Source organism: Saccharothrix sp. HUAS TT1 (genome assembly GCF_040744945.1).
Taxonomy (GTDB): Bacteria; Actinomycetota; Actinomycetes; order Mycobacteriales; family Pseudonocardiaceae; genus Actinosynnema.
In genome coordinates, this window is the sequence record NZ_CP160453.1 from 7,746,494 (window position 1) to 7,766,219 (window position 19,726).

General features: G+C 73.3%; 15 protein-coding genes and 1 pseudogene. 6 read left to right on the forward strand and 10 right to left on the reverse strand.

Annotation, left to right across the window (positions count from 1 at the left end; all coding sequences use genetic code 11):
* Positions 1-69: 69 nt before the first annotated feature.
* From AB0F89_RS33910 to AB0F89_RS33920, 3 genes are all read left to right on the forward strand, one after another.
* A complete protein-coding gene (locus AB0F89_RS33910; RefSeq protein WP_367130009.1) occupies positions 70-2,427 on the forward strand; it encodes a glycoside hydrolase family 3 C-terminal domain-containing protein in 2,358 nt (785 codons plus the stop codon).
* A gap of 40 nt (positions 2,428-2,467) precedes the next feature.
* The gene (locus AB0F89_RS33915; RefSeq protein ID WP_367130011.1) at positions 2,468-3,511 is read left to right on the forward strand and encodes a LacI family DNA-binding transcriptional regulator; all 1,044 of its coding nucleotides are present in this window, start codon (positions 2,468-2,470) and stop codon (positions 3,509-3,511) included.
* A 127-nt stretch (positions 3,512-3,638) separates the two neighbouring features.
* Positions 3,639-5,843, forward strand: a complete 2,205-nt coding sequence (locus tag AB0F89_RS33920; RefSeq protein ID WP_367130013.1) for a discoidin domain-containing protein — start codon at positions 3,639-3,641, stop codon at positions 5,841-5,843.
* Positions 5,844-5,972: 129 nt separating this feature from the next.
* On the opposite strand, the gene AB0F89_RS33925 is transcribed toward AB0F89_RS33920, so the two are convergent.
* Positions 5,973-6,830 carry a maleylpyruvate isomerase N-terminal domain-containing protein gene (locus AB0F89_RS33925; protein WP_367139123.1) on the reverse strand — a complete coding sequence of 286 codons (858 nt, stop codon included), beginning with the start codon at positions 6,828-6,830 and terminating at the stop codon, positions 5,973-5,975.
* A 532-nt stretch (positions 6,831-7,362) separates the two neighbouring features.
* Here AB0F89_RS33925 and AB0F89_RS33930 point away from each other — a divergent pair.
* A pseudogene (locus AB0F89_RS33930) lies at positions 7,363-7,509 on the forward strand (hypothetical protein); the annotation flags it as partial.
* 186 nt (positions 7,510-7,695) lie between these two features.
* On the opposite strand, the gene AB0F89_RS33935 reads toward AB0F89_RS33930, so the two are convergent.
* The 7 genes from AB0F89_RS33935 to AB0F89_RS33965 form a co-directional block, all read right to left on the reverse strand.
* Positions 7,696-8,844: a DUF418 domain-containing protein gene (locus tag AB0F89_RS33935; protein ID WP_367130015.1), complete on the reverse strand. Its 1,149-nt coding sequence runs from the start codon at positions 8,842-8,844 to the stop codon at positions 7,696-7,698.
* 138 nt (positions 8,845-8,982) lie between these two features.
* Positions 8,983-10,128, reverse strand: coding sequence for a hypothetical protein (locus AB0F89_RS33940; RefSeq protein ID WP_367130017.1), 1,146 nt, complete (start codon positions 10,126-10,128; stop codon positions 8,983-8,985).
* Positions 10,125-10,883 (reverse strand): hypothetical protein, encoded by a 759-nt coding sequence (locus AB0F89_RS33945; protein ID WP_367130018.1) that lies wholly within the window; start codon positions 10,881-10,883, stop codon positions 10,125-10,127. The genes AB0F89_RS33940 and AB0F89_RS33945 overlap by 4 nt, the downstream gene beginning before the upstream one ends.
* Before the next feature lie 200 nt (positions 10,884-11,083).
* Positions 11,084-11,311, reverse strand: coding sequence for a hypothetical protein (locus tag AB0F89_RS33950; protein WP_367130020.1), 228 nt, complete (start codon positions 11,309-11,311; stop codon positions 11,084-11,086).
* A gap of 131 nt (positions 11,312-11,442) precedes the next feature.
* Positions 11,443-12,741, reverse strand: a complete 1,299-nt coding sequence (locus AB0F89_RS33955) for an FAD-dependent oxidoreductase (protein WP_367130021.1) — start codon at positions 12,739-12,741, stop codon at positions 11,443-11,445.
* Positions 12,742-12,891: 150 nt separating this feature from the next.
* Complete coding sequence (locus tag AB0F89_RS33960) at positions 12,892-14,058, reverse strand: trypsin-like serine protease (protein ID WP_367130022.1); 1,167 nt, start codon at positions 14,056-14,058, stop codon at positions 12,892-12,894.
* Positions 14,059-14,252: 194 nt separating this feature from the next.
* On the reverse strand, positions 14,253-15,398 hold the full coding sequence (locus AB0F89_RS33965) for a hypothetical protein (protein WP_367130024.1): 1,146 nt from the start codon (positions 15,396-15,398) through the stop codon (positions 14,253-14,255).
* Positions 15,399-15,473: 75 nt separating this feature from the next.
* On the opposite strand from AB0F89_RS33965, the gene AB0F89_RS33970 reads away from it, so the two are divergent.
* On the forward strand, positions 15,474-16,046 hold the full coding sequence (locus AB0F89_RS33970; RefSeq protein WP_367130026.1) for a TetR/AcrR family transcriptional regulator: 573 nt from the start codon (positions 15,474-15,476) through the stop codon (positions 16,044-16,046).
* A gap of 350 nt (positions 16,047-16,396) precedes the next feature.
* Here the strand turns inward: AB0F89_RS33970 and AB0F89_RS33975 are convergent, their stop codons facing one another.
* Complete coding sequence (locus AB0F89_RS33975; protein ID WP_367130027.1) at positions 16,397-17,860, reverse strand: trypsin-like serine protease; 1,464 nt, start codon at positions 17,858-17,860, stop codon at positions 16,397-16,399.
* 139 nt (positions 17,861-17,999) lie between these two features.
* Entirely contained in the window at positions 18,000-18,812 is an 813-nt protein-coding gene (locus tag AB0F89_RS33980) for a nitroreductase/quinone reductase family protein (RefSeq protein ID WP_367130029.1), read from the reverse strand.
* Positions 18,813-19,174: 362 nt separating this feature from the next.
* Between AB0F89_RS33980 and AB0F89_RS33985 the strand changes: the two genes are divergently transcribed.
* A complete protein-coding gene (locus AB0F89_RS33985; RefSeq protein WP_367130031.1) occupies positions 19,175-19,726 on the forward strand; it encodes a DUF4232 domain-containing protein in 552 nt (183 codons plus the stop codon).

The window sequence follows — 19,726 nt, forward strand, 5'->3', positions numbered from 1 at the left end:
GTGGTTGACACGAAGGGCTCGGGGGGCTGAGGCTGAGCGGGAGAGCGCTCTCCGAGGCAGGGGGTTGTGGTGGACGAGGCACTGGACCGGTTGGTCGGCAAGTTGGACGTGGCGCGCAAGGTCCGGTTGGTGACGGGGGCCGCCGGCTGGCGGACGCACGACGAGCCGGACATCGGGCTTCGCCCGATCGTGGTGTCCGACGGCCCGATCGGCGTGCGCGGCCAGGGGTGGGACGAGCGCAGCACGTCGCTGACCCTGCCCTCCCCCACCGCCCTCGCCGCCACCTGGAACGCCGACCTGGTGCGCAGGCTGGGCGTCCTGCTGGCCGCCGAGGCCAGGCGCAAGGGCGTCGACGTCCTCCTCGCCCCGACCCTGAACCTGCACCGCTCCCCCTTCGCCGGGCGGCACTTCGAGTGCTACTCCGAGGACCCGCTGCTCACCGGCCGGATCGGCGCGGCCTACATCACCGGCGTGCAGAGCGGCGGCGTGGCGGCCACCGCCAAGCACTACGTGGCCAACGACTCCGAGACCGAGCGCATGACGCTGGACGCCCACCTGGACGAACGCACCCTGCACGAGGTCTACCTGGTCCCCTTCGAGGCCGCCGTCGAAGCCGGGGTGTGGGTGGTGATGTCGGCCTACAACGGCGTCAACGGCACCACCATGTCGGAGAGCCCCCTGCTCGACGAGCCGCTGAAGGGCGCCTGGGGCTTCGACGGCCTGGTCGTCTCCGACTGGGGCGCGATCCGCTCCACCGCGCCGTCCGCGCGCGCCGCCCAGGACCTGGCCATGCCCGGCCCCGAGAGCCCCTGGAACGACCTCGCCGCGGCCGTCGAGAGCGGCGAGGTGCCGGAGAGCGCCCTGGACGCGAAGGTCGAACGCCTCCTCCGCCTCGCCGAGCGGGTCGGCGCGCTCAACGGCTCCACCCCGGAGGAACCGCAGGTCGACGCCCCGCTGGAGCTGCTGCGCGAAGCCGTCGCGGCGAGCACCGTGCTGCTGCGCAACGACGGCGCCCTTCCGCTGTCCCCCGGCGCGAAGGTCGCCGTCCTCGGCCCGAACGCCGCCACCGCCCGCATCCAGGGCGGCGGCAGCGCGGGCGTCTACCCGGAGTCGGTCGTGTCCTTCCTGGACGGCCTGACCGAGGTCGCCGAGGTCGTGCACACGGCCGGCGTCCGGCTGGAGGACCGACCGGCCCCGCTGACCACCGCCAACGCCCGCCACCCGCACAGCGACGAGCCCGGCGTGCTGGTCCGGCTGCTCGACGCGGACGGCGCGGAGCTGGCCGCCGAGCACCGGTTCCTCGGCCGCGTCCTGGAGGTCCCGCTGGTCGACGGCGCGCGCACGGTCGAGGTGCGCGGCAGGCTCACGGTGGACGCGACCGGCGACTGGCTGATCTCCGTCGCCGGGTTCGGCCGCCTCACCCTGGACGTGGCCGGCGAGCGCCTGGTGGACGAGGACGTGCCGCTGGACACCGACGACCCCGCCGTCATCCACCTGACCCCGCCCTACCGGCAGGCCACCGCGCACCTCGAAGCGGGCGCCACCGTCGACCTCGTGGCACGCCGGGAGCTGCGCGAGCACACCGGCACCGCGACCGTCCTGGCCGCCGACCCGCCCCGGCTCAGCGACGCCGACGAGCTGGCGCGCGCCGTCGGGATGGCCCGCGTGGCGGACGTCGCCGTGGTCGTCGTCGGCACCACCGACGAGATCGAGAGCGAGGGCTTCGACCGCACGTCGCTGGCCCTGCCCGGCCGGCAGGACGAGCTGGTCCGCGCGGTGCGGGCGGTGAACGACCGCACGGTCGTCGTGGTCAACTCCGGCGGCCCGGTGGAGCTGCCCTGGCGCGACGACGTGGCCGCGGTGCTGCTGACCTGGTTCCCCGGCCAGGAGGCCGGGCACGGGCTGGCCGACGTGCTGTTCGGCGCCCGCGAGCCCGGCGGCAGGCTGCCGACGACGTGGGCGGCCCACCAGCGCGACCTGCCGGTGTCGAACGTGACGCCGGAGCGGGGCGTGCTGCGCTACGACGAGGGCCTGCACCTCGGCTACCGCGGGTGGCACCGGGCAGGCGTCCGGCCCGCCTACTGGTTCGGCCACGGCCTCGGCTACACGACCTGGGCGTACGAGCAGGCCACCCGCACCGCGTCCGGCGTGCGGGTCCGGGTGCGCAACACCGGCGAGCGCGCCGGGCGCGAGGTCGTGCAGGTCTACGTGACGCGGCCGGGCAGCGCGGTGGAACGGCCGGCGCGCTGGCTGGGCGGCTGGGCCGAGGTGACCGCCGAGCCCGGCGAGGCGGTCGAGGTCGACTTGGAGGTGCCCGAGAGCGCCTACCGGCACTGGACCCCGGACGGGTGGGCGGTCGAGCCCGGCCGGTTCACGCTGCTGGTCGGGCGGTCGGCCGGTGACACGCCGCTGACGGCGCGGCGGTGATCCCGGAGAGCGCTCTCCACCGCGTGGCAGAATGACCCGCATGAGCAGACCGCCGACGACCCCGCCGACGTTGGAGGACGTGGCGCGGGTCGCCGGCGTGTCCCGCGCGACCGTCTCCCGGGTCATCAACGGCACCCGCAACGTCGACCGGAAGATCCAGGAGGTCGTGCGCGCGGCCATCGACCAGACCGGGTACGCGCCCAACCGCGCGGCCAGGTCGCTGGTGACCAAGCGGTCCGGCACGGTCGCGCTGGTGGTGTCCGGGGCGGGCGAGCCCGGCGAGGAGGACGCGTTCGCCGCCCGCGTGTTCGCCGACCCGTTCTTCGGCCGGGTGGCCAGCGGCGTGCTCGGCTTCCTGCGCACCCGCGGCGTGCACCCGGTGCTGATGGTCGCCGACACGGACCGGGCCAGGGAGGACGTGCTGGCGTTCCTGCGCCAGGGCAGCGCGGACGGCGCGCTGCTGGTCTCCACGCACGCCGAGGACCCGCTGCCGTCCCGGCTGGTGGAGGCGGAGCTGCCGTCCGCGCTGTTCGCCCGACCGGCCCGGCCGGTGCCGATCAGCTACGTCGACCTGGACCACCAGGCGGGCGCGAAGCTCGCCGCCGACCACCTGGTGCGCCGCGGCTGCGCGCAGGTCGCCACGATCGCCGGACCGCTGGACGTGCCCGCGTCGCAGGACCGGCTGACCGGGTTCCGGGACGCCATGGCGCGCCACGGCTTCCCGTACGTCCCGATCGCCGAGGGCGGCTTCACCTCCGGCAGCGGCGAGGCGGCGATGGAGCGCCTGCTGGCCGAGCACCCCGGCATCGACGGCGTGTTCGCGGCCAACGACCTGATGGCGCAGGGGGCGTTGCTGGTGCTGCAGAAGCACGGCAGGCGCGTGCCGGACGACGTGGCGCTGATCGGTTTCGACGACAGCAACCCCGCGCTGGTCTGCCGACCGCGGCTGACCACCGTCCGGCAACCGGTCGAGGACATGGCGGCCGGGATGGCGCGGTTGTTGCTGGCACAGGTGGAAGAACCGGGACTGCGCCCGAAATCCGTGATCTTCGAGCCCTCGCTGGTGGTCCGGGAGTCCGCCTGACGTCCATTCGTTGACGTCTTCGCAACATCGGCGTTACGCTCCGAGAGAGCGCTCTCTCAGCGCCTCCGGTGCCACGGAGGCACAGCTCCCGGGCCATCTCGTGCCCCTTACCTCGTCAGGTAGGACCATGAGCTCTCCCCGTTCCCTGTCACGGGTGCTGACCGCCGCGCTGGCGCTCGGCCTCGCCGCGGTGCTCAGCCCCGTGATCACCCAGTCCGCGCAGGCCGCCGAGTGCGGCACGACCAACGTCGCGCTGAACCGGCCCGCGACCGCGTCGTCCACCGAGAACGGAGGCACCCCTGCCGCCGCCGCCTTCGACGGCAACACCGGCACCCGCTGGTCCAGCGCGTTCGCCGACCCGCAGTGGGTCCAGGTCGACCTCGGCTCCACGCAGCAGGTCTGCCGCGTGACGCTGACCTGGGAGGCCGCGTACGGCCGGTCGTTCCAGGTGCAGCTGTCCGACAACGGCTCCACTTGGAACAACGCCTACTCCACCACCACCAGCACGGGCGGCGTGCAGAACCTGACCATCGCGGGCTCCGGCCGCTACGTCCGGGTCCACGGCACCGCTCGCGCCACCGGTTACGGCTACTCGCTCTGGGAGGTGGCGGTCAACACCGAGACCACCGGTGGGATCGTCATCCCGCCGACCGACCCGCGCAACCCCGACTTCGGCCCCAACGTGCTGGTCTACGGGCCGGGCTACGACCGGGTCGCGATGCAGAACCGGTTGAACCAGATCTCCACCCAGATGAAGACCAACCAGTTCGGCACCGAGCGGTACGCGGTGCTGTACAAGCCGGGCGTGTACGACGCGGACGTCAACCTCCGCTTCTACACCCAGGTCGCGGGCCTCGGCCTGCGCCCGGACGACGTGCGGCTCAACGGCCACGTGCGCGTCGAGGCGGACTGGCTGCAGCAGGGCGACAACCCGAACAACCTGGGCAACGCCACCCAGAACTTCTGGCGCCAGGCGGAGAACCTGCACGTCAACCTGCCCGCCGGGCAGATCGAGCGGTGGGCCGTCTCGCAGGCCGCGTCCTACCGGCGCATGCACCTCAGCGGCCAGATCCACCTGTGGAACGGCAGCGACGGCTGGGCGTCCGGCGGTCTGATCGTGGACAGCAAGATCGACGGCGTCGCGGTGTCCGGTTCGCAGCAGCAGTTCCTGACCCGCAACAGCAACCTCGCGGGCGGCTGGAGCGGTTCGGTGTGGAACATGGTGTTCGTCGGCACGCAGGGCGCGCCCGCGCAGCACTTCCCCAACCCCTCGCACACCACCGTCGACACCTCGCCGGTCGTGCGCGAGAAGCCGTTCCTGTACTTCGAGAACGGCGAGTACAAGGTGTTCGTCCCGGCGGTGCGGCAGAACGCCCGCGGCACCAGCTGGGAGTCCGGCGCGCCCGCCGGCCAGTCCCTCTCGCTGGCCGACTTCTTCATCGTCAAGCCCGGGACCCCGGTGGCGACGACGAACGCGGCGCTGGCGCAGGGCAAGCACCTGCTGCTGACGCCCGGTGTGCACCACCTGACCGACACGATCAACGTGACCCGGCCGAACACCGTGGTGCTGGGCCTGGGCCTGGCGACCCTGTCCCCCGACACCGGCAAGGCCGCGATGGCCGTGTCCGATGTGGACGGCGTGAAGCTGGCCGGCTTCCTGGTCGACGCCGGTGTGCAGAACTCCCCCGTGCTGCTCCAGCTGGGCCCGGCGAACTCGTCGGCCTCGCACGCCGCCAACCCGACCTCGATCCACGACGTGTACCTGCGCGTCGGCGGTCCGCAGGCGGGCAAGGCGACGGTGTCGCTGGAGGTCAACTCGGACAACGTGATCATCGACCACACCTGGGTGTGGCGCGCCGACCACGGCACGGGCCCGACCGGCTGGAACGCCAACACCGGCCGCAACGGCGTCATCGTCAACGGCGACAACGTGACGGCTTACGGGTTGTTCGTCGAGCACTACCAGCAGTACAACACGGTGTGGAACGGCAACGGCGGCCGCACGTACTTCTACCAGAACGAGCTGCCGTACGACCCGCCGAACCAGGCCGCGTGGATGAACGGCTCCCAGCTCGGCTGGGCCGGGTACAAGGTGGCCGACCACGTCACCACGCACGAGGGCTGGGGCATGGGGGTGTACTCGTTCAACCAGGCCGACCCGAGCATCCGGACGGCCAACGGCTTCGAGGTGCCCAACCGGCCGGGCGTGCGGATGCACGACCTGGTGACGGTGTCGCTCGGCGGTGTCGGCACGATCGACAACGTCATCAACGGCATCGGCGGCGCGGCGAACATGGCCACGCAGCAGCGGTACGTCGTCAACTACCCGTGACGTCCCGGCAGTTCCGGTAGTCCTGCTGGTCCTGATCGCTCTGATCGGGTGAACCGCCCGTCGAGGCCCCGGTGGTCTCGGCGGGCGGTTCTTCGTCCTTCGGCGGGGGTCGGACCGGGCCGCCCGTCGCTAGTACCCGGACAGCGGCACGGAGTTGGTCGGCATCCGGACGGCGCGCAGGAACGCGGGCAGCAGCCACGGCCGGCGGCCGGTGACGCGCAGCTTCCCGGCCAGCGCGGCGCGGGTGCGGCTGACCCGGCCGAACAGCACGAGGTGCAGCGCGGCCGGGTCGAAGCCCAGCCGGACGTCCACCGGGCCGCCCGGCTCCTCGACCGAGACCCGGCCGCGGTGCAGGACGAGCGTCACCGGGTTGGTGTGGCGGGAGCGGAAGGCGACGGCGATGCGGCGGTCGCGCGGCGGCTCGCCGTCGAGCAGGCTGCCGACGTCGTGGCGGACCATGCCGACGATGAAGAGGTCGAAGAACAGCCCGGCCTCGTGCGGCGGGATCGCCCACGGCGCGCCGACGGCGCGGGCGATGTCCCAGCCGTGGATCAGCAGCTCGTTCACCAGGTGGGCGAGCACACCGGCCACCGGCACCCGGGACGCGCCCAGCCACGGCACGGTCCGCGCCGGGTCCGTCCTCGCGGTCACGTCCACGATGACGCCGACCAGTGACCGGAGGGCGGCGGCCAGGGCCGCGGGGTCGCGCTCGCGGAACCGGCGCAGCGCCAGGTCGTTGAGGTCGGCGACGGTGTCCACCGTGACGGTCGGGATGCGGGCGGCCAGGGCGGGGTCGACGACCTCGGCCCCGTCGGGCGCGAGCAGCGTGGTGTAGATCGAGGCGATCGCGACGACGTGCGCGGCGGTGTCGGCGACGGTCCAGTCGGCCGTGGCGGCCGCGCCCGGCTCCGAGGCGACGACCAGGTCGGCGAACCGCTCGGTGACGGCGGGCAGCACCTCGCGCACCGCCACCCACTGCTCGGACATCTCAGCCACGAGCGTGACCATAACAGTGGGATGCTTCTTCGCGGTTGCGCTGATCCCGCGCGCTCCCCGGTCCATGATGTCCGGTATCAGCGAGCAATCGTTGCAAGTGAGCCGTGCCGTGCTGGACCACCGCGGACGCCGCTCGTGCGGCGGGGGTTGGCGGCGGTCCTCCTGGTCGCCGCCGTGGTGAGCCTCGCGCCCGGGTGGTGGGCGCGGGTGGCGGTGGCGCGGGGCTCCTGCTGTGGGCCTGCTGGACCGGCCCGGGGTCTCGGCGGCCGGCTGGAGCACGAGGGACCGGCTCGACGCGGTGAAGGTCGTGCCGGCGGTCGTGGGCGGCGCCGGGGCCGTCGTGGCGCCGGCCGTGGCGTGCCGACGGCAGCGGCTCAACGAGCTGGACGCCTATCGCGAAGACGCCAAGGTCCTGCTCGACCGGTTCGGCAAGGCCGCCGAGCTGCTGGGCGCGCCGGACGACGCGGTCGCACCCGCTACCGCGAGCCGGGACCCGAGGCAGGAGCGACAGGTCCGGCTCACCGTGGTCCGGCTCATCCGGGACAACCTCCACCTCCCCGAACACGATCCGCGGACCTGGCGCGGTCACGACTTCGACTTCACCGGGGCTGTCTTCGACGGTGGCGACTTCTCCGGCGCGACGTTCGCCGGCGCGGGCGTCGTCACGTTCGCCGACGCCACGATCACCGGTCGGCTGTCGTTCGCCGGTGCGACGTTCGCCGGCGGGGTCGTCTCGTCCGACCGCGCCCGGTTCGCCGGTGGCGGCATCTCCCTGGCCGGCGGGCGCCACCGTGCCCGCCGGCTTGCGACTAGCGCCCGCCGCCGCACCGGAGTGAGCCGGCGCGCGACCGCCCGGTCAGGCGCCGACCGGGTGGGGTCGTCGCTGCGGCGCGCGGTAGGCGAAGTCCCACACCGCTTCCACGGGGCCGCGCGCGAACCGGCGCATCCACCACGACGCCCCCGCCACCAGCAGGGCCGAGACCACCAGCCACACGCCGACGGTGAACCACGCGCCGGAGTTCCCCCACCGCTGCGCCAGGCCCAGACCCCACTGGTAGCACAGCGCGGACGCGATCAGGTTCTGCCCGACGTAGCAGCTCAGCGCCGACCGGCCGACCGCCGTGAGCCCGCCGCGCAGCACGCCCGGTTCCGCGCGCATCCGGTTGACCAGCGCGGTGATGCCGCCGAGCAGCCCGAACGCCACCAGCGGCGCGCACACGTACCGGTCCACGGCGAACCAGTCCGCGCCCGCCAACGTGGTCGCGACGTTCAGCGGCACGCCGACGCCCAACCCCCACACCACCAACCGCCGCTGGATCAGCGCCCCGCGCGCGGAGTCCTCCAGCGCGCCCGCCTTGAACAGCCGCGCACCGGCCAGGAACAGCACGGCGCTCAGCGGCAGCACCAGGAAGCCCTCGGAGCGGAAGAGCGCGAAGTGCTCGACGCGGGCCAGCACGCCGCCCCACCAGCTGTCCGTCGCCGGCACGAACCCCGGGTCGCCGACGGTGGCGCCACCGGCCAGCAGCGCGACCGTGATCAGGCCGACGACGGCCACGTTCACCGCGCCCATCGCGACCATCCACCAGGTCTGCACGCGTCGGCCACGCCCCACCAGGAACGCCACCAGCACCGACACCACCGCGTAGAACATCAGCACGTCGAACTCGAAGACCAGCACGTAGTGCAGCAGGCCCTCGAACAGCAGCAGCGCCGACCGCCACAGGTACCAGCCCGGCCACCGCTGCCCGCGGCGCACCGCCGAACCGTGCTGGATCGCCAGGCCGACGCCGAACATGATCGACAGCAGCCCGAGGAACTTCCCGTTGGTCAGCAGCTGGAGCAGCGACTCGACGGCCTCCCCCGCGTCCGCGCCGACGCCGGAGCCGAAGTCGGTCAAGAACCCCAATGCCCCCTGCGGGTGCGTGAACACCCAGACGTTCGTGCCGAACGTGCCCAGGATCGCCACCCCGCGCAGCACGTCCAGCGCCGCGATGCGTTCGCCCATGTCCCCCTCCACGGCTCGCTTGCGCGGTCGACGGTAGGGCGGGGGTCGATCACCGGTCGTCGGCCGAAGGTCCGCGATCGTGTCGCACCTTCGGAGGATGGCCGCGGCGGTCGTCGCCGAATGGGACGGACGCCCGGACTACCGGCGGCGGCTCGCGGCCTGGCGGGCGAGGGCGCCGGCGCCCAGGACCATGATGAGCGCGACCAAGCCCCAACGCCGCTGGTCGCGCACGTTGTTGTCGACCAGCGCCACCTCGTCCGGCTGCCGCTCGGGCACTTCCAGGGCGCGCGGGGGCGGCGGTGGGGGTGGGGGTGGCGGCAGCGTGTGCGGTGACGGGGACGGCGGGGTGTAGGGCGGCAGGGTGAACGGCGGTGGGGGCACCGCGAGTTCGGGGGCCGGCGGGGTGGTCGTCGTGGTCGTCGGCGGTGGCGTGCGGGCGGGCGTGGTGGTCGGTGGCGGGGTGGTGGTCGGGGCGGGCGTGGTGGTCGGGGCCGGGGTGGTCGTCGGCGCCGGCGTCGTGGTCGTGGTCGGGGCGGGGGTCGTCGTCGTGATCGGCGGCGGGGCGGGTAGGCAGCCGGACGAGTCGATGGTGTTCAGCGCCTGCTTGGACGAGATCTCGGTGACCAGGCCCGAGCCGTCCAGCGCCACCCGCCACAGCGAGCTGCGGCCGTCGTGGCGGTTGTTGGTCGCGTAGAGCGCGCCGTCCGGCGCGAGGGTCGCGGCGCCGTAGCCCGTGCCGCCGGGCAGCGGGCCGACCCCCGGCACGACCTTCGTCCGGCCCGTGCCCGGGTCGATGCTGACGACGACGCCGTGGCCGCGCACGTGGGTGGCGACGCCGTAGAGGAGGCCGTCGGCCGGGTTGAGGTCGAAGTCGTCGACGGTCAAGCCCACCCACGGCCACAGCCACGCCTCGTGCACGACGTCCCCGTAGTGGCGGCTGTTCGGGTCGATGTCCACCGAGTGCAGCCACTCCCCGATCCGCACCACCAGCCGCTCGCCGACCACCGCGCCCGCCTTCGCGTTGCGCAGCAGCGGTGACGGGTGGGTCGGCTTGCCGACCACCCGCCCGGACCGGTCGAGCGCCACCAGCCTGCCGTGCTGGTCCACGCCGTAGACGAGGTTCTGCCCGGCCGAGTAGCCAATGGCGTTCAACCGCACGTCCAGCACGGCGAGCGACGTCGACTCGCCGGACGGGAACCGCACCCGGAAGGCGGTCGACGGGCCGTGCGCGCTCGCCTCCACCTGGATGGCGGTGCACACGACCTGCGCGAGCGCGTCGATCATCCCAACCGCTCCACCGCGGCCTCGAAGGCGTCCGGGCTCACGCCCGCGCCGCCGCCGAACGGGTTCTGCAGCTGGTAGGTCGCGTACAGCAGCAGGGTGATGGTGGCGGCGAGGGTGGCGACGATGAGCACGTGCGTGCGGATCCGCGGTCCGCCGAACAGCAGCGGCAGGCACACGGACAGCACGCTGCCCGCGATCAGCACGAACCACACCACCGCGCTGACCCCGCCGCCCGCCGCGTCCAGCCGCACCTGCCTGGCCTCGTAGACCTGCCAGAGCCTGCTCGCGGCCTCGGTCTTGCGCTCGACCTGCCAGCCGTCGTCCGCGGACGCCTCGGCCACGACCTGGCGCAGCCGGTCGAGCTGGGCCCAACCGGTCGACTGGACGTCGTCGCCCGCGGTCATCTCCGGCCACTCGTCGTTGATGACCGTCTCGGCGTACTGGCGGGACAGCTCGCGCACCTCGGCGCCGGTCTCCGGCGACACGGCGTCGCTGGCCCAGGTGGCGGCCACCAGCCCGTCCGCCTCCTGGTAGGCGGCGTCGGCCGCGTCCGTGACCGCGTCGAACAGGGCGATGAGCACGAACGCCACCAGGACCGCGTGCAGGCCGCCCACGATCGTGAACACCTGCCCCGCGGCCTCGTTGTTGGCCGAACGGCCTTCCAGTTCGCCGTACCTGCGGATCAGGTACGCGAACCCGGCGGCGACGACCGCCGCACCGCCGACCCACAGCAGACCTGTGAGGTAAATGCTCATCGACTACCTTTCGCCACTCCGGGTGAATTCCACGATCCGCCGAATCCACGCCTAAGGAAGGTAGCGATCCGCCCGATCGGAGGAAAGAAGTTTCATCCGTGTGCCGGTAAATGGCAAACCGTCAGGGGATGCGGCCTGCGGAAATCACCCTGACGAGCGAAAGAGGACCGCGCCTTTGCGGAGTAGGCCAACCTATCGAGTTAATTCTTTAGCCCGAAGGGGTCATCTTTATCGCGACAGACCGTCGCATCCCGGGACAGCTCGCGCCTCACCTCACCAAGAGCAGGGACCAGCCGGCGCGGCAGCGTGCGCAGCCTGCCGGTCGGGAACGCCACCAGCACGTGCGCGAGCAGCAACGGCCGGCCCTTGGCCACCAGCACGAACAGCAACCCGATCCGGTTGCGCGGCTGCACCCGGCGGCTGATCACCCCGCGATCACGAAGACCGCGCTCACCGCGACGATCGCGGTCGGCAGCAGCGTGCGCCCGAGGTGGCCGTTCGGCGGGGCCGGCCCGGCCCAGTCGGCCCGGCCCAGTCGGCCCGGCCCAGTCGGCCCGGCTCAGTAGCGGCGCATCCCCCCGAACACCACCCGGGCCAGCACGTCCGGCCGCAGGATCGACGTCGGCGGCTGCAGCAGGCCGATCGTGCGGATGAACGCGGTCGCGGCCACCGGGTCGTGCGCGGCGACGCGTTGCAGCCGGGCGACGTACCGGTTCAGCGCCCTGGTGGACGGCGAGCGGTGGCCGGGGATCTCCGGCAGCGCCAGGTCGCCGAGGGCGTTCAGCTGCCACACCGGGTCGATGATCTTCGCCGCGGCCTTGAAGAACCGCGCGGCCAGGTTCGCCTCACCGTCGTCCAGGCACCGCCGCAGGGCCTCGGACTCCAGCGCGGCGACCGTCATGCCCTGGCCGTAGATCGGGTTGAAGCTGCACATCGCGTCGCCGAAGACCAGCAGGCCGGCCGGGAACCGCCGGAGCCGTTCGTAGCGGCGGCGCAGGCTGGCCGGGAACCGGTGGGTGCGGATGCCGGTCAGCGGTTCGGCGGCGGCCACGGCGTCCTGCACGTCCGGCGGCGCGGACCGCTCGAGGAACGCCAGGAAGCCGGACTCGTCGGTCGGCGGGTGGTCGCCCGCCATGCCGACCTGGGTGACCATCCACTGGCCGTGCTCCTGCGCGGCGAACGCGAACCCGGTCGGCCGACCGGGCACCGGGCCGACCAGCACCAGCTTGTCCGGGAACGGCGCCCCCGGCCGCACCAACCGGCTCGCGTAGACCATGTCGACGTCGATGCGGTCCTCGGCGGGCGTCGGCAGGCCCAGCGACGCGAGCCACGACCGCGCCCGCCCGGACCGGCCCATCGCGTCGATCACCAGGTCGGCGGCGAGCACTTCCCCGGCGCCGTCGCGGACGACCCTGACCCCGGTCACCCGGCCGCGCTCGACCACCGGCCCGACCACGTCGCACTCGGGCACGACCGTGACGCCGGGCAGGTCCGCGAGCCGCGCCCGGACCGCACCCTCCAGCACCGGCCGGGTCGTCTGGACGTCACCGGCGCCGGTGGCGGTGCGCGCCATGGCGTGGCCCGCCAGCACGAACCGCGAGTCGACGGTGAAGCCGACCCGCAGCGCGCCGGCGGCGACCAGCTCGTCGGACAGGCCCGGGTACATCCCGTCCAGCGCCGTCATGCCGCGCGACAGGATGGTGTGGAAGTGCTTGGCCTGCGGCACACCGCGCCGGTGCCCGACCTCCGTGGGCAGCGGGTCCCGATCGACGACCGTGATCCGGTCGTAGGACCCGACCAGCGCCCGCGCCGCCGACAGCCCGCCCATGCTCGCGCCCAGCACCACCGCATGCGTCATCCGGCGACTCTGGCAAAGTCGCCCGGCCGCGTGCTTCTCCCGCCGTGCGAACCTGCCGGCGCTTCGGGCCGCGTCTTCGGGCCGGTTCCGGGCAGCCGCACGACGAACCGCGCGCCGGGTGCTCGGCGCGCGGTCGTCGGGGAGGGCGGATCAGAAGGTGAGTCGCCAGGCGTCCACGTAGCCGGTGTCCTGCCGGTAGACGTCCTGCGCCTTGAGCCGCCACGTGCCGTTGGCGACCTCGGACGAGGCGTTCACCGTGTAGGTGGTCACCACGTTCGGCGTGCTGGAGCCGCTGGAGTTCTTCAGCCGGTAGGTGGAGCCGTCCGGCGCGACCAGGTCGACCACCACGTCACCGCTGTAGGTGTGCTTGATGTCCACGCCGACCTTCAGGGTGGACGGCGCGTTGCCCGCCACGCCGCTGACGGTCACGTTGCTGAACACCGCCGCGCCCGCGTCCGGGATGGTGACGTTGTCGACGTTCTCGAACACCTTGCCGGGCGGCTGCGGCGTGCCGCCGAGGTTGGCCGCCGCCTGGTTGATCGCCGCCGCGAACGTGCTGACCTCGGCGTAGACACCGGGGTTGTCGGCGCGCGCGCAGCCGTTGCCGTGGCTGACGATGCCGACCTGGACCCACGCGCCGTTGTTGTCGCGGCGGAACATCGGGCCGCCCGAGTCGCCCTGGCAGGTGTCGGTGCCGCCCGCGAGCTTGCCCGCGCACAGCTCGGCGGCCGGGATCAGGTCCGCGTAGTACGGATCGGAGTTCTTGCACGTGGTGTCGTCGATGTAGTCGACGTTCGCCTTCATCAGGTAGCGGGACTGGCCGCCGTTCTCCCGCGTGGCGCCCCAACCGGCCACGGTGAACACGCCGGTGTTGTAGGCCGTCGTGGTGGCGATCGGCAGCAGCGCCGCGCCGGTGATGGGGCTGGCCAGCTTGACGATGGCCCAGTCGCCGCCGGTGGCGGTGTCGTAGGTCGGCGACCGGTGCACGTAGGTGGACGTGCGGGTGGTCCGGGAGGTGTCCTGGAGGTCCGCCACGCCGTAGGTGGCGGTGATGGAGGTGTTGTTCCCGGTGCGGCTGACGCAGTGCGCCGCCGTCAGCACCAGCTGGTCGGTCAGCATCGAGCCGCCGCAGCCCATGGACAGCCGGACCATCCAGGGGAACTCGCCCTTGGCGGCCTGGGTGCCGCCGACGACCATCGGCGTGGGGGTGGTCGCGTCCGGTGGCGGCGGGGCGGCGACCGCCTGGCCCCCGAACGCGGCCAGGGTGGCGGCGACGCTCGCGGCCAGGGCGAGCGTCCTTCTCGCGGTGTTGCGCACGGTTGATCCTTCCCGCGCCCGGCCGGGTCGTGCTCGCAGGGTGGCCGGACGTCGAGATCGCAGGGAGTACCCAGCCGGCCCCTCAGCCGGCGACTCATCGTCCGTGGCGGAAGCCCTGCTCACAATCCGACGATCGACGGGAGTTCTTCCGGTGCTGCCGAACGGCGCGATCCGGGTGTCCGGTCAGGCCGGTCTCACTGGATGGTCGAGGCCGACACCGACGGCTCGGCCGCGCCGAGGAAGAAGATGCCCCGGTAGCCCGGCGTCTCGAAACCGGCGCTCGGGTTGCGGCGCAAAGTGGAGGACTCCACCGCCAGCGTGCCGGTGCGGTCGTTGCTGACGAAGAACACCGCGCCGCCGCCCTCGTTGGCGCTGTTGCCCTCCACCGCGGACCCGGCGATGCGGACCGCGAACCTGTTGCCGTCGGCGTAGATCGCGCCGCCGCTGCCGCCCCCCGGCGTCCCGGGGCGGGCCGGGTTCGCGCCGCGACCGATCGCGGAGTTGTTGCGCAGCACGCTGTTCAGCACCACCCACGAGACGCCGATGCTGCTCAGCGCGCCGCCGTTGGCGCACGTGCCGCCGTCGAACGTGCTGCCGACCACGTGCACCGGCCGCCCCTGCGACTGGCTGAGCACGCGCATCGCCGCACCGCCGAGGTCCGGCCCGGTCGCGCCGCACTTGTTGCGCAGGAACGTCGAGTTGACCACCTTCACGCGCCCGCCGCGCACGAACACCGCGCCGCCGCCCTCCTCCTCGCCGACCGAGCTGCCGTCCGCCAGCGTGAGGTTCTGGATGGTCAGCCGCGGGTGGTCCTGGTCCTGGCAGTGGGAGGTGGTGATGCCCAGCGCCTCGTCGCACGTGTTCTGGTAGAGGATGCGCCGCTGCCCCGCGCCGCTGAGCGTGACCAATCCCCCGCCGTCGAGCACGACGTCCGGCGTGGCGTCGTTGCGCACCCGCGCGGTCGCGGTCAGGGTGATGGTGACCGGGTCGGGGCCGCAGTCGAACGTGACGACCCCGCCGGCCGCGACCGCCGCCACCACCGCCTGGGACGTGCAGCCCGCCGGCGTGCCGTCGCCGATCACCCGCGTGGGGCGGGACGTGTCCGCGGCGGCGGCCTCGGGCGGCACCACCGCGCCGCCGCTCGGGTTGCCCGCCGGTGGTGGTGTGAACCGGGTCGTCGTGGTCGTCGTCGTGGTGGTGGGGACGGCGGTGGTGGTCGTCGTCGTGGTGGCAGTGGTGGTGGTCGTGGTTGTCGTCGTGGTGACGGGCGCGGCGGCCGGGGGCGAGGCGCAGGCGGCCAGCAGGAGCAGGGGTACCACGGCAGCGGCGCCACGAGACATGCGGGCGACCCTAACGCCTGCCGCGGCCCTGGCGGGCGGTTTGACTTGGACCGGTGTGAGTGGTTGGTTACACCTATGCCTGGAGCGGCGCGCGAACGTCGACTGTCCACCGCCGATGAACGGCGCGGGACCGTCCTGCGCACCGCCCTCGGCGCGTTCGCCGCCCGCGGCTACTACGGCACCACCACCGGCGAGGTCGCGAAGTCCGCCGGCATCTCCCAGGCGTACGTCTACCGCCTGTTCCCGGACAAGGAAGCCCTGTTCCTGGCCGTGGTGGAGCACTGCTTCGCCCGGATCAGGGAAAGCCTCGCCGACGGCGTCGCCCGGGCCGCCGGCAGCACGCCGGAAGCGGTCCTGGACGCGATGGGCGACGCGTACGCCCGGTTGATCGCCGAGGAGGACGCGCTGCTGCTGGTCCAGATGCACGCCCAGTGCGCGGCGGTGTCGGAGCCGCCGGTGCGCGAGGTCGTCCAGCGCGGGTACGCCCGGACGGTGGAGTACGTGCGCGGGGTGTCCGGCGGCAGCGACGAGCAGGTGCAGGGCTTCTTCGCCAGGGGCATGCTGTGCCACCTGGTGGTGGCGGCGGACGCGGGCGCGGTCGACGCGCCGTGGGCGCGGACGCTGTCGGCCGGCATCCGCCACTACTGACCACAGTGGACACCAGGACCGGTGTCGCCCACGGGCACGCGGGACCGGCGCCCGACCGACCCGGGGCCGTTGACGCGGAGCCGGGCCGGTCCCTACGTCCGGGAGCACGCCGCCTCGTCGACGACGTCGAGGAAAGGGCTTTCCCATGACACCGGGCGGGGTGCTGACGTGCGCGCTGACCGCGCTGCTCGTCTCCCCCGTCTCGTGGCACCACCACTGGGTGTGGTGCGTGCCCGCCCTGCTGTGGCTGCGGAGTGCTGGCCGGTCTCGGGGCGCTGGTCCTGGTGTCGGTGAAGACCACCCGGGGTGGGCCCCGCCCCTCCGGTCGGGGGGCGGGGCCACCCGCGCGGTCAGCCGTTCGGCGTGGTGATCACCGAGAACGTCGACCCCTGGCTCGCCAGGCGGGCGCTCAGGTCGGTCAGGATCGTGTCGATCGGCACGTAGTTGTTCAGCTCGCCGGGCTCGCAGGGGCCCTGGCGCTCCTGCTGGCTGCCCTCCAGGATGCCCAGCGCGGTGTGGTCGACCTGGCTGAACAGCGGACCGCCGCTGTCGCCCGGACGTGCGCACAGGTCGGTGTTGATGCCGACGTCGGTGGACAGCACCCGGCCGCAGCGGGTGCCGACCAGGTAGCCGGTCCCCGCGCCGGTGTCGACCACGTTCGGGTAGTCGTCCAGGCCCGAGTGCGAGCCGGAACCGGACGCGCACACCACCCAGCCCGCCTTGACGTCGGCCAGGCCGTGGATGCCGGTGATGGGCTCGTCCACCGAGGTGGCCTGCGCGCCGCACGGCGTGTCGAAGTTGCTGTCCCAGCCGCCGTTGCGGCAGTACTTCAGCACCCGGTTGCGGTCGGTGTGGTTCTCCAGCCACGTGTTGGCGGTCGCGGTGTCGAGGTAGGGCAGGGCCGCGTAGTCGTACGGGTAGGCGTTCTTCTCGATGCCGTGCTGCTGGAGCACCTGGACGCCGTTGTGCTCGGTCGGCGTGTTGTTGGTCTTGTTCCAGTTGCAGTGGCCCGCGGTCAGCACCCACGCCTTGCCCGGGTGGCCGCCGCCGGTGGAGCGCAGGTTGAAGCCGGCCGTGCAGCCGCCCCAGGTCCCGTTGTCCCGCTTCAGGTCCAGCCGCAGGCCGCCGCGCATGGGGCCGCGGCCGACGCAGCTCAGCGGGTGGCAGAAGCCGGGGTCGGGCCACGACGACGACATCGGCTTCGGCTTGGGCAGCACCGCGGCGCGCACCGCCACCCCGGCCTCGTCGGCGATCGCCCGGCGCGCGGCGTCACCCTCCGACGCGGCCGAGAAGTCCTGCTGCGCGACCCACGAGCGCTCCCAGACGACGACCTCGTTGTCGCGCTCGCTGACCGCGGGCAGGTACACCGCGTCGGCCCCGGCGCCCACCTTGGCGGCGATCCGGTCCTTGGCGGCGGTCAGGTCGGCCAGCGAGTGCCGGACGGCCCGCGTGCGGACGCGCGCCCGGTCGGGCAGGCCCGCCAGGTGCCGCTCGGCGGCGGCCGGTTCGGTCATGGCCACGACCAGCACGCCGGCGTCCTGGTCGAGCCACATGCCGCCGTACTCGCCCGCGTTCTCCTTGCGCAGCAGGCCGTCCAGCCGGACGGCCTGGTCCTGCAGTTCGAGCCGGCGCAGCGCCTCCCGCTCGCTGACGCCGTAGTTGTCGACCAGGTACCGCACGGACTCCGCGACCGCCGCCGGGTTCAGCGCGGTGCGGGCCGACGGCGCGGCAGTGGCTCCCCCGGTCGCGCTCAGCGCGGTCGCCGTGACGACCAGCGAGGCGAACAGGGCCCCCAAGCCCCTTGCTCTACCCACGGACATCTCCTTGCTCGGTGGATGGGAAACAGGGTCATTCAAACGGTCGCGAGCCGCCGACACCGCCGAACTCCCGCCGGGCGGGACGAAGACGAGTAGTCCTACCTACCCGCGCCCCGTCCCGGACGCCCGGTCGTCGTCACGCGTCGAGGAAGGGGATCAGGTTCTCCTCCTCGTAGGCCAGGTGCGCCTCCAGCTCTCCGACGAGCCGGTCCACGTCCGCGCCCAACGTCGCCGCGTCACCCCGTTCGACGGTCCGCTGCAACCGGGCCAGCAGTTCGGCCAGGCGCTCGTGCTCCTCGCCGAGGCGGTCCAGCGTCGGCCCCAGCTCGGGGAACCGGTCGCGCAGCGCCGGGAACACGCCGTTGTCCTCGGACCTGTGGTGGAAGCCCAGGCCCTGGCACGCGGTCAGGCAGTTGACCTTGAGCTGCGCGCCCAGGGTCGACCCGGACGCGGCGACCTCGCGGCGGATGGTGGCCAGCTCGCGGCGGAACGCGTCGTGCAGCAGCTTCAGCGCCTCGCCCATGCTCGACGCGTTCGGCGGCCCGCCCGCGACCTGCCGCAGCGCGACCATCGGGATCTGCCGGGTGGTCTTGGCCTGGTACCCGGCCCAGCCCGGGTCGGTCTCCAGCGCCCGCTCCCACAGCCGGTCCCGCTCCGCGCCTTCGAGGACGGTGGCCTCGGCCTCGTAGGTGAAGACGCCGTCCTCGACCCGGACCACCGGGTTGGCCACGAGGTTGTGGAACCAGTCGGGGTGGCGCGGCGCGCCGCCGGCCGAGGCGATCACGACGATCCGGTCGCCGTCGGGCAGGTAGCCGACGGGGTTGGTGTGCGCCGCGCCGGTGCGGGCGCCGGTGGTCGTCAGCAGGATGAGCCTGCCTCCTTCGAAGGGTCCGCCGACGCGGCCCGCGTTGGCGCGGAACTCGTCGATCACCTGGCGGTTGAAATCCATCTGCGGTTCTTCTCCTGATTTTGGGCATGACCGGATGACCACCGGTGGGCGTCACGGTGGTTTTCGGTGGAGGTTTTGTGGAGGCGCGCGGGCACGGCGGTCCGGGTGGACCGCGGTCGGGCGCGCGACTGCGCCGCGAAGTGCGCTGGTGCGTGGTGGTGGGGAGCGGGTGCGTCGCGCCTACCTGCGCGGAAACCCGGACTACCCCGGTGTGCGGCGGGCCCCTGGCCCACCCGGCGGTCAAGACGCGGCCGGGTGACTCTCTCGCTCGTGGCTCAAGGCCGACCCGGCAGTCACGTGGTCGACCTTATCCCGTTAATGCGCGGTCGGGCAACTTCCGCTTTTGTGCCAGGATCGGCGACGTGCCCCGACTGCTATTCCTGTTGTTGTTCGCCGTGTCCGCGTCCGTGTCCGCGTGCGCCACCGCCCCGCCGGTCCCGCCGACGCCGTCACCGTCCGCCGACGCCTGCCCGACCGGCGTGGAGTACGCGGTGACGGGCCAGGAGGCCGCGACGGGGCTGCGGGTGCTCACGCTGGAGCTGACCAACTGCGGCTCGGAGGCGCTGGAGCTGGAGGGCTACCCGTCCGTCGCGGTCCTGGGCGCCGACCGCGAGCCGGTGGCGGTCGCGGTCGGTCCCGGGTCGTTCGGGATCTCCGCCGTGGAGGCGTTCGACGCCGCGCCGCAGCCGGTCTCCGTGCGGCCGGGCGGGTCGGCGGTGACGGGGTTGTTGTGGCGCAACACCTACGACGACACGTCCGCGCCGCCGGTGGTCGGCGAGCACCTGGTGCTCGCCGTCACCACCGGCGGCCCGACGCAGGTGTTCACCCCGGTCGGCGAGGACGGCGCCCCCGTCACCGTCGACCTCGGCAGCACCGGCAGGCTCGGCGTGCGGCCGTGGACCGCCGCGCCCTGA